Raw genomic sequence first — 14956 nt, forward strand, 5'->3', positions numbered from 1 at the left:
CTGCGGCTCCGGCTGCTTCTGGAACGGGTTCTGCGGCGGCTCGTTCGGAGGCTGCTGGGGCGGCTGCGGTGGCTGCTGGGGCGGCTGCGTCATGGCGTGGGTACCTCGGGGTGCCTTTACGTGGGGACGGTCGGGGAGTGCGTGACGTCAGTCGCCGTACGCCAGCATCAGCTTCTGCTGGCCCTTGGCGCTGCCGGACAGGTTGGTGGCGGAGAGGTAGAACCGCCCGTCGACGAAGTCGACGGCCTTCGAGTAGAAGCCGCTCTCGATCTCGGAGGTGCCCGCCGGGTTCTGCAGCAGCGTCTTCGGCGTGTGCGAACCGGTGACCGCGATCGACACGACGCGTCCGGGCTGACCGCCGTACGACGCCTCCATGTACGCGACGAGCGCGCCGTCCTTGACGTTCACCGGCTCCATCGACTGGTCCTGCGGCGACTTGACGCGCCAGCGCTCCTTGCCGCTGGTCAGGCTGATCGCGACGACCTCGTTGGCCCCGCCGGTCTTGCCCTTGGTCGGCATGTAGAGGGTGCCCGCGTCGGCGACGACGCCCTGGCAGCCGCCCAGGTCACGGGTGAGGAACGAGAAGGTCGAACCGCAGCCCGTGTCGAGGGACTTGATGGCCGAGCTGACCTCGGCCGCCACCGCCGAGCTGTTGTCCTTGTAGGAGGCGATGTTGTACGCCTTCTTGTCGTCGTTCTCCGCGTAGACGACCAGCGGGCTGACGGAGTAGACGTGCGAGATCTGCCAGTCCTTGGGGTACTTGCGGGTCCAGACGGCCTTGCCGGTCTCGGGGTCGAGCTGGCGCAGCTCCTCGTGGGCGTTGTTGCCGCCCGCGCCGCAGGACGCCACCGACAGCAGCTTCTTGCCGTCGCCGGTGTAGGCCTTGGGGAAGCAGTCGTTGCCGTACTGCTGGACGACGAACTTCTTCTTCTGGCCCGTCTTGGCGTCCAGGCCGACGCCGGACATCTGGCGGCCGACCATCAGGGTGTCGGAGCCGACGTAGGTCAGGCCGATGCTGGAGCCGGTGCCGTCGAAGAAGTCGTCGTCCGACTCCTTCTCGGCGATCTTGGTCGTCCAGCCCTTCTCGCCGGTGGCGAGGTCGATCTCCTGGACCTGGTTGCAGTTGGCCTTCGTGCCGTTGCCGCTCATGTACGCCACGGCGATCTTGCCGTCGGCGGACGCTTCCTTCGTGACCGAGCAGATCTTCTGCGGCAGCTCGATCGCGGGCCAACTGATCTTGCCGTCCGCGACGTTGTACCCGAGGACTTCCTTGTACGCGGCCTTCACCGCGACCTTGTCCGTGATCCACATGCCGGGGGCGTCGGCGCCGGAACCGGGCACCTTGGGCGCCGTCTTGTACCAGAGGACCTTCGCCTCGCCGTCCTGCCGGCCCTCGTTCAGGTCCTCGTCACCGGCGTGCCCGTCGCCCTGGCCGTCACCCGGGTTGACCGGCGCGGAGGCGGAGGAGGACGTCTTGGGGTCCTTGTTCTTGCCGGCCTCGGGGTCCTTCTTGTCGTCGTCACCGCCGACGACCGCGAAGACGACACCGCCCGCGACCAGGAGCAGCGCGAGGGCCGATCCGGCGATCACCCACGTCTTGCCCTTGACGCCACCGCCGCCGCCGGACGGCGGGACGGGCGCGCCGGGCGGCTGCTGGGGCGGGTAGCCGTACTGCGGCTGCTGCCCGTAGGGACCGGGCTGCTGGCCGTACGGTCCCGGCTGCTGCGGCTGGCCGTACGGTCCCGGCTGCTGCGCGTAGGGGCCGGGCTGCTGCGGCTGCTGGCCGTAGGGACCGGGCTGCTGCGGCTGCTGGCCGTACGGGCCGGGCTGCGGAGGCTGCTGCTGCTGCGGGTAGCCGTATCCGGGCTGCGGTGCGGCCGGGGGCTGCTGCGGCGGGGCGGCAGGCGGAGGCGGCGTCTGCGGGTTCGGCGACGCCTGCGGATCCTGTGGTGCTCCGAAGCCACCGGACGGCGGCTGGTTGGGCGGCTGAGTCATCAGCGCTTCCCCCCTCTTCACTGATGTACCGGCACGCCTGGGGTGATTTCCGGACGTTCTCAGGTCGGTCGAGGGCTTCCCTCAGGCTCCCCTCAGCCGCCCTTTCTATCACCCTGTGCACTCGCACACAGGGCCGGTCCGCCCCCTGTTCCCAAGGGAGGACCGGCCCGTGATGCGTCTGTTACGCGCCTTGCACGCGTCCTTCACGCGTCTTCGGCGAGCTCCAGCCAGCGCATTTCCAACTCCTCGCGCTCCCCCACAAGTTCACGCAACTGGGCGTCCAGGTCGGCCACCTTGGCGAAATCCGTCGCGTTGTCGGCGATCTGCGCGTGCAGCTTGGACTCCTTGTCGGAGATCTTGTCCATCTGGCGCTCGATCTTCTGCAGTTCCTTCTTGGCGGCGCGGGCGTCGGCGGCCGACGGGCCCGCCTTGGCGGGGGCCGCGGCGGCGGGCGCCGGGGCGGGCGCGGCGGCATCGATCATCCGCTGCCTGCGCTCCAGGTACTCGTCGATGCCGCGCGGCAGCATCCGCAGCGTGCCGTCGCCGAGCAGCGCGAAGGTGTTGTCGGTGGTGCGCTCGATGAAGAACCGGTCGTGGGAGATCACGACCATGGAGCCGGGCCACCCGTCGAGCAGGTCCTCCAGCTGGGTCAGCGTCTCGATGTCGAGGTCGTTCGTCGGCTCGTCGAGGAACAGCACGTTCGGCTCGTCCATGAGCAGGCGCAGGATCTGCAGCCGGCGGCGCTCGCCACCGGACAGGTCGCCGACCGGCGTCCACTGCTTCTCCTTGGAGAAGCCGAACTGCTCGCACAGCTGGCCCGCGGTCATCTCCCGGCCCTTGCCGAGGTCGACCCGGTCCCTGATCTGCTGCACGGCCTCCAGCACCCGCAGCGTGCCCGGGAGTTCGGTGACGTCCTGCGAGAGGTAGGCGAGCCGGACCGTCTTGCCGACGACGATCTTCCCGGCGGCCGGCTGGACGTCGCCCTGGCTGCCGGCGGCGTCCGCGAGGGCGCGCAGCAGGGACGTCTTGCCCGCGCCGTTCACCCCGACCAGGCCGACGCGGTCGCCCGGGCCGAGCTGCCAGGTCAGGTGCTTGAGCAGCACCTTCGGTCCGGCCTGGACGGTCACGTCCTCCAGGTCGAAGACGGTCTTGCCGAGCCGGGCGTTCGCGAACTTCATCAGCTCGCTGGTGTCGCGCGGCGGCGGCACGTCCGCGATCAGTTCGTTGGCCGCCTCGATGCGGTAGCGGGGCTTGGAGGTGCGGGCGGGGGCGCCGCGGCGCAGCCAGGCCAGCTCCTTGCGCATCAGGTTCTGCCGCTTGGCCTCCTCGGTCGCGGCGATCCGCTCCCGCTCGGCCCGCGCGAAGACGTAGTCCGAGTAGCCGCCCTCGTACTCGAAGACGTCGCCCTTCTGCACGTCCCACATCCGCGTGCAGACCTGGTCGAGGAACCACCGGTCGTGCGTGACGCAGACGAGCGCGGAGCGGCGGGCCTGGAGGTGCCGGGCCAGCCAGGAGATGCCTTCCACGTCGAGGTGGTTGGTCGGCTCGTCGAGGATGATCAGGTCCTGCTCGGCGATGAGCAGCTTGGCGAGCGCGATGCGGCGCCGCTCGCCGCCGGAGAGCGGGCCGATCACGGTGTCCAGGCCCTGCGGGAAGCCCGGCAGGTCGAGCCCGCCGAACAGGCCGGTCAGCACGTCGCGGATCTTGGCGCTGCCCGCCCACTCGTGGTCGGCGAGGTCACCGATCACCTCGTGCCGGACGGTCGCCTCCGGGTCGAGCGAGTCGTGCTGGGTGAGGACGCCCAGGCGCAGGCCGCCGTTGTGCGTGACGCGGCCGGTGTCGGCCTCCTCCAGCTTGGCGAGCATGCGGATCAGGGTCGTCTTGCCGTCCCCGTTCCGCCCGACCACGCCGATGCGATCTCCCTCGGACACGCCGAGGGAGACTCCGTCGAGCAGGGCACGGGTGCCGTACACCTTGCTGACTGCCTCGACATTGACCAGGTTGACTGCCATTTCGCTCCTGCCACGGGACGGTGCTGCGCCCTCCGGGGGTGGGCCGACCTTCAAGCGTAGTCGGCGTGACAGGTGTGACGGTCCCCCGATCAGGTGCGGGCCGGCAGCGGACCGGCGGCTACCAGCCCTGACCCGGGTACGGTGCCGGGCCGGGGGCGGGGCCCGCCGGGCCGAGGCCGAACCGGGCGTCCTGCACCGCGCTGATCGTCCGGACCGCGAGGATCGCGCAGATGCCCGCGGCGATCAGTGCCAGGTTCGAGCCCATGAGGACGAGCGAGGCGGTGCGGGCGCCCTCCAGGGAGGGGTCGCTCTCGTTCATCGAGCTGGAGTACATCGGCCAGCCGATGCCGGCCAGCACGCTGGACAGCACCCAGCACGCCCACCAGCCGTTGACCGCGCCGAGGCCGCCGGGGCGCTGGACGCCCTGGCTCGCGGAGACGACGTCGTCGGTGATCGCCTTCGGTATCCACCAGTTGGCGAACGGGATGAACCAGGCGCCGACGGCCATGCCGGTCGAGTGCCGGTGCGGGCCGAGACCCTCGACATTGGCCCGGGCCTTGTGGAACCAGACCAGGAACACCGGCGCCGCGGCGAGGAACCCGACGAACAGCAGCACGATCGTGGTGGCCCGGAAGTCGTCGATGGAGTCGGCCTCGGCGAGGTCGGTCGTCCAGATGCTGCCCAGGGCGTCGTACAGCCGGTAGTCCGCGACGACCCGGAGCAGTGCGAGCACGGCGACGAGCGCGAACAGGACAGTGACCGCCGTGCTCAGTCCGGCGAGCCGGGCCGGCGGGCGCAGCATCGCGGGATATCCGCCCCCGTAGGGCGTGGGCGGCGGCGCCGGGTACAGGCCGGCCGGGCCGGGCCCGGGCGGCGGCATCGCGCCGTACTGCGGCGGTGCGTACGGATTGGGCTGCGGCGGGGCCTGCGGCGGCGCGTACGCCCCCTGGGCCGGTGGGCCGTCGCAGCGCGGGCAGCGGCCGTCCGCCCCCACGAACGCCGCACGGCAGCGTGTGCACTCCATGGTCAGATCCCCCGAATCCCCGTCCCGCCCCGTTACGGGATCAGGTTACGGCGATCCGCTCCGGACCGTCCCAGCCTGTGGACAACTCGTCCGGAGGTTCCGCGCCCCACCCGTACCCGGCCGCGCACCCGCACCGCTCCCCGGCACCGTCCGGCGGCCGCCCGCCCGATCGCGGCGACCTCGCGGGGCCGGGCGATGCGCCCCTGCGGGCCGCCGATGGCCGGCGGCGGCAGCGGGTGGCCGCGCGACGCGAGCGCCGCGTGCAGGCCGAACAGGGCGACGGTGCCCAGCGGGAGCGCGGCACGGCGCAGTCGGCGGCGCCGGCGTCCGGTTGTCTTCATGCACGCCAGCGTGGCCCGCGGGTGATCACCACGACAGCGCGCGGATACTCACCCCGCGTACTCAACCCACCGCTGAGTACGCGCCCCTCGGTGCGTCAGACAGCGCGTCGGGCAGTGCCTCGGAGGAGCGTCGCGCCGGGTGCGGGGGACCCGGCCACCCGCACCGCCCGGCACGTCCCGGACGCGGCGAGGGCGTCGGCCACCTCGCGGGCGGCCCGCTCGTCGGCGGCGAGGAACGCGGTCGTCGGGCCGGAGCCGGAGACGAGGGCGGCCAGGGCGCCCGCGGCGGTGCCCGCGTCGAGGGTGGCCTTGAGGGACGGGAAGAGCGAGAGGGCGGCGGGCTGCAGGTCGTTCGTGACGGTCGCCGCGAGGGCGTGGACGTCACCGGTGCGCAGCGCGTCGAGGAGCGCGGGCGAGGCGACCGGCTCGGGCGCCTCGGGGGTCAGCCGGTCGAACTCGCCGTACACGGCGGGCGTGGACAGGCCGCCGTCGGCGACCGCGAACACCCACCAGAACTCCCCGCCCACGTCGAGGAGGCGCAGCTGCTCGCCGCGGCCGGTGCCGAGCGCGGCGCCGCCGACCAGGCTGAACGGCACGTCGCTGCCCAACTCGGCGCAGATGTCGAGGAGTTCCTCGCGGGAGGCGCCGGTGCCCCACAGCGCGTCGCAGGCCACGAGGGCGCCCGCGGCGTCCGCGGAGCCGCCCGCCATGCCGCCGGCGACGGGGATGTCCTTGGCGATGTGGATGCGGACCTTCGGGTCGCCGAGGCCGTGCCGCTCGGCGAGCGCGATCGCGGCGCGCGCCGCGAGGTTCGTGCGGTCGAGAGGGACCTGATCGGAGCCGGGGCCCGTGCACGTGAGGCCCAGGGTGTCCGCGGGGGCCACGGTCACCTCGTCGTACAGGCCGACGGCGAGGAACACGTTGGCCAGGTCGTGGAAGCCGTCGGGGCGGGCGGCGCCGACCGCGAGCTGGACGTTGACCTTGGCGGGGACGCGGACGGTCACGCTCACGCGGCGGCCCCCTCGTGCGCGGCCTTGTGCTCGGCGATGCGCGCGAACTCCTCGACGGTCAGCGCCTCGCCGCGGGCCTGCGGGGAGACGCCCGCCGCGACGAGCGCCGCCTCGGCGGCCTGCGCCGAGCCCGCCCAGCCGGACAGGGCGGCGCGCAGTGTCTTGCGGCGCTGGGCGAACGCGGCGTCGACCACCGCGAACACCTCCTGCTTGGAGGCGGTCGTGGCGATCGGCTCGCTGCGCCGGACCAGGGAGACGAGGCCGCTGTCGACGTTCGGGGCGGGCCAGAACACGTTGCGGCCGATGGAGCCGGCGCGTTTGACGTGCGCGTACCAGTTGGCCTTCACGGACGGGACGCCGTAGACGCGTGAGCCGGGGCCCGCGGCGAGCCGGTCCGCGACCTCGGCCTGCACCATCACGAGGGTGCGCTCGATGGTCGGGAAGGTGTCGAGCATGTGGAGCAGGACGGGCACCGCGACGTTGTACGGGAGGTTCGCGACCAGCGCCGTGGGGGCCGGGCCCGGCAGCTCCTCGACCTGCATCGCGTCGATGTTGACCAGGTCGAAGGCGTCCTTCTTCGCCGGGATGCGGGCCTCGACCGTGGCGGGCAGCGCGGCGGCGAGCACGTCGTCGATCTCGACGGCCGTCACGTGCCGGGCCGCTTCGAGCAGCGCGAGGGTGAGCGAGCCGAGGCCGGGACCGACCTCGACGACCACGTCGTCCTCGGTGACCTCCGCGGTGCGGACGATACGGCGGACCGTGTTGGCGTCGATGACGAAGTTCTGCCCGCGCTGCTTGGTGGGCCGTACGCCGAGGGCTGCCGCGAGTTCGCGGATGTCGGCCGCGCCGAGAAGGGGGCCTTGGGGGTCTGTGGTGCTCACCGTTCAAGGGTAGCGGCGGCGGACGGGGGGATCGGGGCTGGTGGGCGTCAGCCGTGCAGGCGGGGGCCGCAGTGGGGCCAGGGCGAGGCGCCGCGGCGGACGTAGAGCTTCTTCGCGCGGTACGTCTGTTCCGCGGCCGGGGCGTCCTGCGGGCGGCCCGATCCGCCGAGGCTCTGCCAGGTGCGGGTGTCGAACTGGTAGAGGCCGCCGTACGTGCCGGTCGCGTCCGTCGCGCCCGGGCGGCCGCCCGACTCGCAGGCGGCGAGCCCGGACCAGTTCAGGGAGTCGGCGCCCGCCACGGACGTCGGCATGGGCTTCGTGCCGACCTTGACCTGCTGGGTGCGCGGCTCGCGGACGACCTCCGTCTTCACGCGGCGCGGCTTCTGCTTGACGCCGTTGACGGTGCGCAGCGCGTACGTGACGCGCCGCATGCCGGGCTCCCCGGCCCGTGTGACGACCTCCGTGCCCTGGAAGAGCGCCGGGTCCCGGGTGCGCTCGGTGGCGTACGCGATCGCCTCCTCGCGCACCTCCTTCGTCCCGGTCACCCGCATCACGGTGACGGTCTGCCCGTCGCGCGGGAAGCTGCCCGGCGGCACCGACGTGGTGTCCTGGCCGCCCAGCGAGATCCCGGCCTCGTCGACGGCCTCGCGCACGGTCGCCGCGTTGGTGCGGATGGTGTGGCGCCGCCCGTCGGCCAGCACGGTGACGCTGCGCTCGGTGCGGACGTCGAGGTCGAGGCCGTGCCGTTCGATGCGCTGGGAGCGGGACGTGGAGACGTACGCGCCCTCGGCCCGCACCCCGAGCTGGCGCAGCGCCCCGTCGACGGTGCGGGCGGTGGTCCACACCTTGCGGCGCTGCCCGTCGAGGGTGAGCTGGACGGGGCGGCCGTAGCGGACGGCGACCTCGTCGCCGCTGGCGAGGGCGGCGCCGCGGCCCGGCGCCACGATGTCGTGCTCGCCGACGTCGACGCCCTCGTCGGCGAGGAGCTCCGTGACGTCGTCGGCGAAGGTGTGCAGGGTGCGCTCCTTGCCGTCGACGGTGAGCTGGATCGCCTTGTCGTTGGCGACGAACGCGGAGGTGCCGCCGGCGAGGAAGGCGACGACCAGGGCCTGCGGGAGCAGCCTGCGCAGCGTCTCGGGCCGCTGGTCGGCCTTCTTGCGGCGGGCGGCACGGCGGGCGGCGGCCCGGCCGCCCTGCGCCTCGGGGCGGGCGGCCTGGCGGGGCAGGAGCGGCTCGGTGTCGGCCGCGGCGACCCGCTCGTACTCGTAGGCGGGCCGGTAGGTGTCGGCCGGCGGCTCGTGGGGGGCCTGCGGGTGCGGCGCGTACGGCGCGTCGCCGCCGTACGGCCGGTACGTCCCGTACGTGTCCTCGTACGTCTCGTACGGCGAATTGCTCACGACGACGCTCCAGGCGCTCCAGGGGTCCGGTCCCCCGGCGGGGGCGGATCGGGCGAGCAGAACCTAGCGGAGCGTCCGTCACTCTCCAAAGCAGCGCGACTACGCAGTGTCGCGCCGCTGCCCCGGGATGAGCACCTTCGGTCGTTATCGGTCAGTAACCAAAAGCGCGGGCCGTGTTGGCGGAGACCGACGTCGCGAGGGCTTCCTCGGTGACGCCCTTCACCGCGGCCATGGCCCGCAACGTGACCGGAATGAGATACGGAGCGTTAGGCCGACCGCGGTACGGCGCCGGGGTCAGGAAGGGCGCGTCGGTCTCGACGAGGACCAGGTCCAGCGGGGCCACCGCGAGCGCGTCGCGCAGCGGCTGCGCGTTCTTGAACGTCATGTTGCCCGCGAACGACATGAAGTAGCCGTTCTCCGCGCAGACTTGGGCCATGTCCGCGTCGCCCGAGTAGCAGTGGAAGACGGTGCGCTCGGGGGCGCCCTCCTCCTTCAGGACGCGTAGCACATCGGCGTGGGCGTCGCGGTCGTGGATGACCAGCGCCTTGCCGTGGCGCTTGGCGATCTCGATGTGGGCGCGGAAGGACCGCTCCTGGGCGGCCTTGCCCTCGGGGCCCGTGCGGAAGTGGTCGAGGCCGGTCTCGCCGACGCCCTTGACCTGCGGCAGCGCGGCGAGCCTGTCGATCTCGGCGAGCGCCTCGTCGAGCCCGGCGTCGCCGAGCGGCTCGCGGGCGCCCTGCCGGGACCAGCCGTCGGGGTCGCCGTGCACGATGCGCGGCGCTTCGTTCGGGTGCAGGGCCACGGTCGCGTGCACGGCCGCGTGGGCCTCGGCCGTCTCGGCCGCCCAGCGCGAACCGGCCAGGTCGCAGCCGACCTGCACCACGGTCGTCACGCCCACCGACGCCGCCATGGCGAGGGCCTCCTCCACGGTGCCCGCCTGCATGTCCAGGTGGGTGTGGGAGTCGGCGACCTCCACCGCGAGCGGTGCGGGCAGCGGGGGCGGGGTGACGTCCTTGGCGTTGGGGCTCATGCCCCGATCCTACGAAGCCGTGGAGTCGTCGCCCTTCCGCTGGTGGTGGCTGAAGGGGTGCAGGAGGTCGGAGAGGTGCCAGTGGTGGTGTTCGCGGTGCTCCGCGGCAGCCGGCCCGGGTACGTCGACGGTCGCGTCGGGTCCGGCGGGCGGAGCGGTGTGGTGGCGCTGCATCACGTCGAGGACCGAGGAGACCCGGCCGGCCTTCATGATCCGTACGACATGGCCGCCGCAGTTCAGACAGGTGGGACGGGTCAGCGGCGACGGCACGCGCTCGCCGTTCGCCACGTACATCACGAACTCCGCACCGTCACCGTCGACGTGGTGCTCAATCTCGTACGACTGCTCCCAGCCGTGCCCGCACCGCATGCAGGCGAACGAATACGATTCGTGCGCGATGGATATCGCCGCACTGCGGTTCGGAATCTGTGGCGCCGGGGCGCCGGTGGCCGTCCTGGGGGCCGCGAACTCGCTCATGCCAGCTCCTCTTGTCCGCTGGACAAGCGCTGCCCGGAGGCAGCGTGGGGACGGGTGCGTCCCTTCAACCAGTGGACGCCTCCGCCGGGCCGAGCGCAAAAGACCTGTCGACTGTTGGAGTCGATTTGGCTTTTCCCTGCCGAAATGGGCCTGGCACCCGGTCTTCGCTTTGCTTTTCAGGTTAGTCCTTTACGCCCTTATGGGGTGACCCGATCCGCATTCTTTGCCGCGACGACGGCATCGAAGACCTCGCGCTTGGGTAGCCCGACCTCGACGGCCACGGCGGCGATCGCCTCCTTGCGGCGCTCCCCCGCTTCCTCCCGCACCTGCACCCTCCGTACCAGCTCAGCGGGGGTGACGTCCGCGGCGGACTTCTCCGGGGCGCCCTCGACGACGACGGTGATCTCACCGCGCACACCGTCGGCGGCCCACTCGGCGAGCTCCTTGAGGGAGCCGCGCTTCACTTCCTCGTACGTCTTGGTCAGCTCGCGGCACACGGCGGCCCTGCGCTCCGCGCCGAACGCCTCGGCCATCGCGGCGAGGGTGTCGTCGAGGCGGTGCGGGGCCTCGAAGTAGACGAGGGTGCGCCGCTCCTGCGCGACCTCCTTCAGGCGGCTGAGGCGCTCGCCCGCCTTGCGCGGCAGGAAACCCTCGAAGCAGAACCGGTCGACCGGCAGCCCGGACAGCGCGAGCGCGGTCAGCACGGCGGACGGCCCCGGCACGGCGGTGACCCGGACGTCCCGCTCGACCGCGGCCGCGACCAGCCGGTATCCGGGGTCGGACACGGACGGCATCCCCGCATCGGTCACCAGCAGCACCCGCGCGCCGCCCAGCAGGGCCTCGACCAGCTCCGGGGTGCGCGCCGTCTCGTTGCCCTCGAAGTACGACACGACGCGCCCGCCGACCTGCACCCCGAGCGCCTGCGCGAGCCGCTTCATGCGCCGGGTGTCCTCGGCGGCGACGACATCGGCGACGGCCAGCTCCTGGGCGAGCCGGGGCGGCGCGTCGGAGACGGCCCCGATCGGGGTGCCCGCCAGGACGAGGGTGCCGGTGGACTCGGTGGATTCTGCGGTTCCTGTCACAGTTCCATCCTCGCAGGGCCGGGCCCCACCGGGTCGCGGGCCCGGCCCGACCGACCCGGTGGGGCCCACACACGGGACTCGCACAGCGCGGTTCCCTACGATGGCGCGGTGACCAGTACCGCGTCGTCGTCCCAGCCGACCCCGACCAGCGCCCCCCGAGAGCAGCCGCCCGCAGGTGAGCGCCAGCCGTCGTCCTGGCTCCGTGGCCTGCGTCGGTTCGGGTACCGGGAGCAGCTCAGAGACGGCGAGGTCCGCGCGCGGCTCGTGCCGCCGTACCCCGCGCCGTCCTCGCGGCTGTGGGCGTCCTTCGGTCTGGGCCGCTTCACGGCCGGCCAGGCGGACCGGATCATCGGCTGGGCCGCGCCGCTCCTCGTGACGCTCGTCGCGGGGCTCCTGCGGTTCTGGAATCTCGGCAGCCCGAAGGCCGTGATATTCGACGAGACGTATTACGCCAAGGACGCGTGGGCCCTCATCCACCGCGGTTTCGAGGTGAACTGGGCCAAGAACGCCAATGACCTGATCCTGCAGAAGAACGGCGACGTGCCCGTTCCGCACGACGCCTCGTACGTCGTCCATCCGCCGGTGGGCAAGTACGTCATCGGTGTCGGCGAGTGGATGTTCGGCTTCAATCCGTTCGGCTGGCGGTTCATGACGGCGGTCCTCGGGACGCTGTGCGTGCTGATGGTCTGCCGGATCGGGCGGCGGCTGTTCCGCTCGACGTTCCTGGGCTGTCTCGCCGGTGTGCTGCTGATGGTGGACGGCCTCGCGTTCGTGATGAGCCGGACCGCGCTGCTCGACTCGGTGCTCGTCTTCTTCGTCGTCGCCGCGTTCGGCGCGCTGATCGTGGACCGGGACCGGGCGCGCGAGAAGCTGGCCGCCGCGCTCCCGGTGGACGAGCACGGCCTGGTCCGCCCGGACCCGCACGTCGCGGAGACACTGCGCCTCGGCTGGCGTCCCTGGCGGCTGCTCGCCGGGATCTGCCTGGGCCTGGCGGCGGGCACGAAGTGGAACGGGTTCATCTATCTGGCCGCCTTCGCGCTGATGTCGGTCCTGTGGGACGTCGGTTCGCGGCGGGTGGCCGGGGCGCGGCGCCCGTACCGCACGGTCCTCAGGCGGGACGTCGTCCCGGCGTTCGTCTCCACGGTCCCGGTGGCCGTCGCCACGTACGTCCTGTCGTGGCTCGGCTGGATCCTCTCCGCGGACGACGGCACCGGCGGCTACTTCCGCAACTGGGCGGTGACCGCGGGCAAGGGCGGCAGCTTCACCTGGCTGCCGGACTGGGTGCGCAGCCTGTGGCACTACGAGCACGAGGTCTGGGAGTTCAACACCCACCTCACCTCGGCGCACACCTACCAGTCGAACCCGTGGAGCTGGATGGTCGACGGCCGCCCGGTCTCGTACTTCTACGAGTCCCCGTCGGCCGGGTCGCAGGGCTGCCCCGCGGACGCCGCCGACAAGTGCGCCCGCGAGGTGCTCGCCCTCGGCACCCCGCTGCTGTGGTGGGCCGCCTGCTTCGCGATCGCCTTCGTGCTGTGGCGCTGGTTCTTCAAGCGGGACTGGCGCGCGGGCGCCATCGTGTGCGCCGTCGCGGCGGGCTACCTGCCCTGGTTCAACTACCAGGAGCGGACGATCTTCTACTTCTACGCGGTCGTCTTCGCGCCGTTCCTCTGCCTCGCACTCGCGATGATGCTCGGCGGGATCGTCGGGAAGCCGGGGTCGACGGAGCGCCGGCGGGTGATCGGCGCGGCGGGCGCGGGCGTCCTGGTGCTGCTCATCGTGTGGAACTTCATTTACTTCTGGCCGATCTACACGGGCCATGCCATTCCGATCGACTCCTGGCGTTCACGGATGTGGCTGGACAGCTGGGTCTGAGCCTCTTTCGGCCGTATTTGTGATCTCTCTTCGGACACTTTCAGACACCATCTGTAAAACACCCCGCACTCCGGGCATCCGCCGTGTCTAGAGTCCCTCCGTCAACCTGGGGAGGGGGCGCGCATGCGCAAGGGGGTCAAGGTCGCCATCGTCGGCGGGGTGTTCACCGTCATGGTGGGCGGCGCCGGCTACGGGGCCTACAACATCGTCACGGCGGTCACCGGGGACGGTGGCGGCTCCTCGCTGGCCGGGTCACCGGGCAAGCGGACCGGGCCGCCGTCGGCCGACGAGATCAAGGAGACGTCGGCGAAGTTCCTGGCCGCGTGGGCGAAGAACGACGCGGCGGGGGCGTCCACCTACACGAACTACGCCGAGAACGCGCTGTCCGCGATCGAGGGCTGGCACGACGACGCGCACGTCACGCGGACCGTCCTGACCGCGGGCAAGCCGGCCGGCGCCAAGGTGCCCTTCAAGGTCGAGGCCACGGTCGCGTACGACGGCAAGAAGAAAACGATGTCGTACGACTCGTCGCTGACCGTCGTGCGCGGCGAGACCACGGGCCGGGCCCTGGTCAAGTGGTCGCCGTCCGTGCTGCACCCGGGGATGGCGGACGGCGACACACTCGTCACGGGCGAGTCGAAGACCCCGGCGATCGAGGCCGTGGACCGCAACGGGGTCGTGCTGACCGCGGAGAAGTACCCGTCGCTCGGACCGGTCCTCGACCAGCTGCGCGCCAAGTACGGCGACAAGGCCGGGGGGTCGCCCGGCGTGGAGACCTACATCGAGCGGGAGACCGCCGACGGGACGACGACCGCGAAGACGCTCCTCACGCTCGCCAAGGGCAAGGCGGGCAGGCTGCCCACCACGCTCAGCGCGGGCGTCCAGGCGGCGGCCGAGCAGCAGGTGGCCAAGTACCCGGAGTCGTCCGTGGTGGCGGTCAAGCCGTCCACCGGTGAGGTGCTCGCCGTCGCCAACCAGAAGAAGGGCGAGTTCAACGACGCCTTCTCGGGCGGCACCGCGCCCGGTTCCGTGATGAAGATCGTGACCGCGGCCGCGCTGATCGACAACGACGTCACCTCGGCCTCGGGCGCCGCGCCCTGCCCGGACTCGGCCGTCTCGATGAGCCAGACCTTCCGCAACCTCAAGAACATGACGCCCGACGAGGGCGCGACGCTCTCGCAGAGCTTCGCCCGCTCCTGCAACACCGCCTTCATCAAGCTCTCGGACGACCTGAAACCGCAGCGGTTCCAGGACGAGGCGACGAACCGGTTCGGGCTCGGCAAGGACTGGCAGACCGGGATCGTCTCCCGCGACGGCTCCGTGGAGATCGACGGGTCGTCGAACGACGCCGCCTCGATGATCGGCCAGGGCCTGGTGAAGGTGAACCCGCTGAACATGGCGTCGGTGACGGCGACCGCGATCACCGGCACCTTCCACCAGCCGGTCCTGGTCGCGCAGAGCCTGGACGACCGTCAACTGGCCACCGCGCAGGGCCTGAAGCCCGGCACCGCGCAGCAGATCCGGCAGATGATGCGGATCACGGCGACGAGCGGCACGGCCATGAACGCCATGGCGTCGGTCCCCGGCTACGACAAGGGTGCGAAGACCGGGTCGGCGGAGGTCGACGGGCAGGGCAACGCGAACTCCTGGTTCACCGGGTTCCGTGGCGACGTCGCGGCCGCCGCCACGGTGCCGCGCGGCGGCCACGGCGGGGACGCGGCCGGGCCGATCGTCGCCGGGGTGCTCCGGGCCGGGTGACAACGCCCGTACCACGTACCCGGCACCCCGTCTGCCTCGTTCTGTCCTACGGCGGGTGGGCCCTGAGCCACCCCGTA

General features: G+C 72.1%; 12 protein-coding genes. 2 read left to right on the top strand and 10 right to left on the bottom strand.

The genetic code is table 11. The features are described 5' to 3' along the window. Positions 1-147: 147 nt before the first annotated feature. The 10 genes from M4J07_RS16370 to rsmI form a co-directional block, all read right to left on the bottom strand. Positions 148-1995, bottom strand: coding sequence for an outer membrane protein assembly factor BamB family protein (locus tag M4J07_RS16370; protein WP_255972497.1), 1848 nt, complete (start codon positions 1993-1995; stop codon positions 148-150). Between the two features lie 203 nt (positions 1996-2198). Next, on the bottom strand, positions 2199-4007 hold the full coding sequence (locus M4J07_RS16375; protein WP_255972499.1) for an ABC-F family ATP-binding cassette domain-containing protein: 1809 nt from the start codon (positions 4005-4007) through the stop codon (positions 2199-2201). Between the two features lie 118 nt (positions 4008-4125). Beyond that, positions 4126-5031: a DUF4328 domain-containing protein gene (locus M4J07_RS16380; protein ID WP_255972501.1), complete on the bottom strand. Its 906-nt coding sequence runs from the start codon at positions 5029-5031 to the stop codon at positions 4126-4128. A gap of 32 nt (positions 5032-5063) precedes the next feature. Then, positions 5064-5372: a hypothetical protein gene (locus M4J07_RS16385; RefSeq protein ID WP_255972503.1), complete on the bottom strand. Its 309-nt coding sequence runs from the start codon at positions 5370-5372 to the stop codon at positions 5064-5066. Positions 5373-5467: 95 nt separating this feature from the next. Next, positions 5468-6382: a 4-(cytidine 5'-diphospho)-2-C-methyl-D-erythritol kinase gene (locus tag M4J07_RS16390; protein WP_255972505.1), complete on the bottom strand. Its 915-nt coding sequence runs from the start codon at positions 6380-6382 to the stop codon at positions 5468-5470. Further along, positions 6379-7263, bottom strand: coding sequence for a 16S rRNA (adenine(1518)-N(6)/adenine(1519)-N(6))-dimethyltransferase RsmA (rsmA, locus tag M4J07_RS16395; protein ID WP_255972507.1), 885 nt, complete (start codon positions 7261-7263; stop codon positions 6379-6381). The genes M4J07_RS16390 and rsmA overlap by 4 nt, the downstream gene beginning before the upstream one ends. Positions 7264-7310: 47 nt before the next feature. Further along, a complete protein-coding gene (locus tag M4J07_RS16400) occupies positions 7311-8660 on the bottom strand; it encodes a ubiquitin-like domain-containing protein (RefSeq protein WP_255972509.1) in 1350 nt (449 codons plus the stop codon). Between the two features lie 151 nt (positions 8661-8811). After that, a complete protein-coding gene (locus M4J07_RS16405; protein WP_255972511.1) occupies positions 8812-9690 on the bottom strand; it encodes a TatD family hydrolase in 879 nt (292 codons plus the stop codon). A 9-nt stretch (positions 9691-9699) separates the two neighbouring features. Beyond that, entirely contained in the window at positions 9700-10167 is a 468-nt protein-coding gene (locus tag M4J07_RS16410) for a hypothetical protein (RefSeq protein WP_255972513.1), read from the bottom strand. 197 nt (positions 10168-10364) lie between these two features. Next, complete coding sequence (gene rsmI, locus M4J07_RS16415) at positions 10365-11249, bottom strand: 16S rRNA (cytidine(1402)-2'-O)-methyltransferase (RefSeq protein WP_255972514.1); 885 nt, start codon at positions 11247-11249, stop codon at positions 10365-10367. 108 nt (positions 11250-11357) lie between these two features. Between rsmI and M4J07_RS16420 the strand changes: the two genes are divergently transcribed. Further along, positions 11358-13121, top strand: a complete 1764-nt coding sequence (locus tag M4J07_RS16420) for a dolichyl-phosphate-mannose--protein mannosyltransferase (RefSeq protein ID WP_255972516.1) — start codon at positions 11358-11360, stop codon at positions 13119-13121. 123 nt (positions 13122-13244) lie between these two features. Then, the gene (locus M4J07_RS16425) at positions 13245-14879 is read left to right on the top strand and encodes a penicillin-binding transpeptidase domain-containing protein (protein WP_255972518.1); all 1635 of its coding nucleotides are present in this window, start codon (positions 13245-13247) and stop codon (positions 14877-14879) included. The last annotated feature ends 77 nt before the right edge of the window (positions 14880-14956 follow it).

It is taken from the genome of Streptomyces longispororuber, assembly GCF_024448165.1.
In the GTDB taxonomy this organism is placed as follows: domain Bacteria; phylum Actinomycetota; class Actinomycetes; order Streptomycetales; family Streptomycetaceae; genus Streptomyces; species Streptomyces longispororuber_A.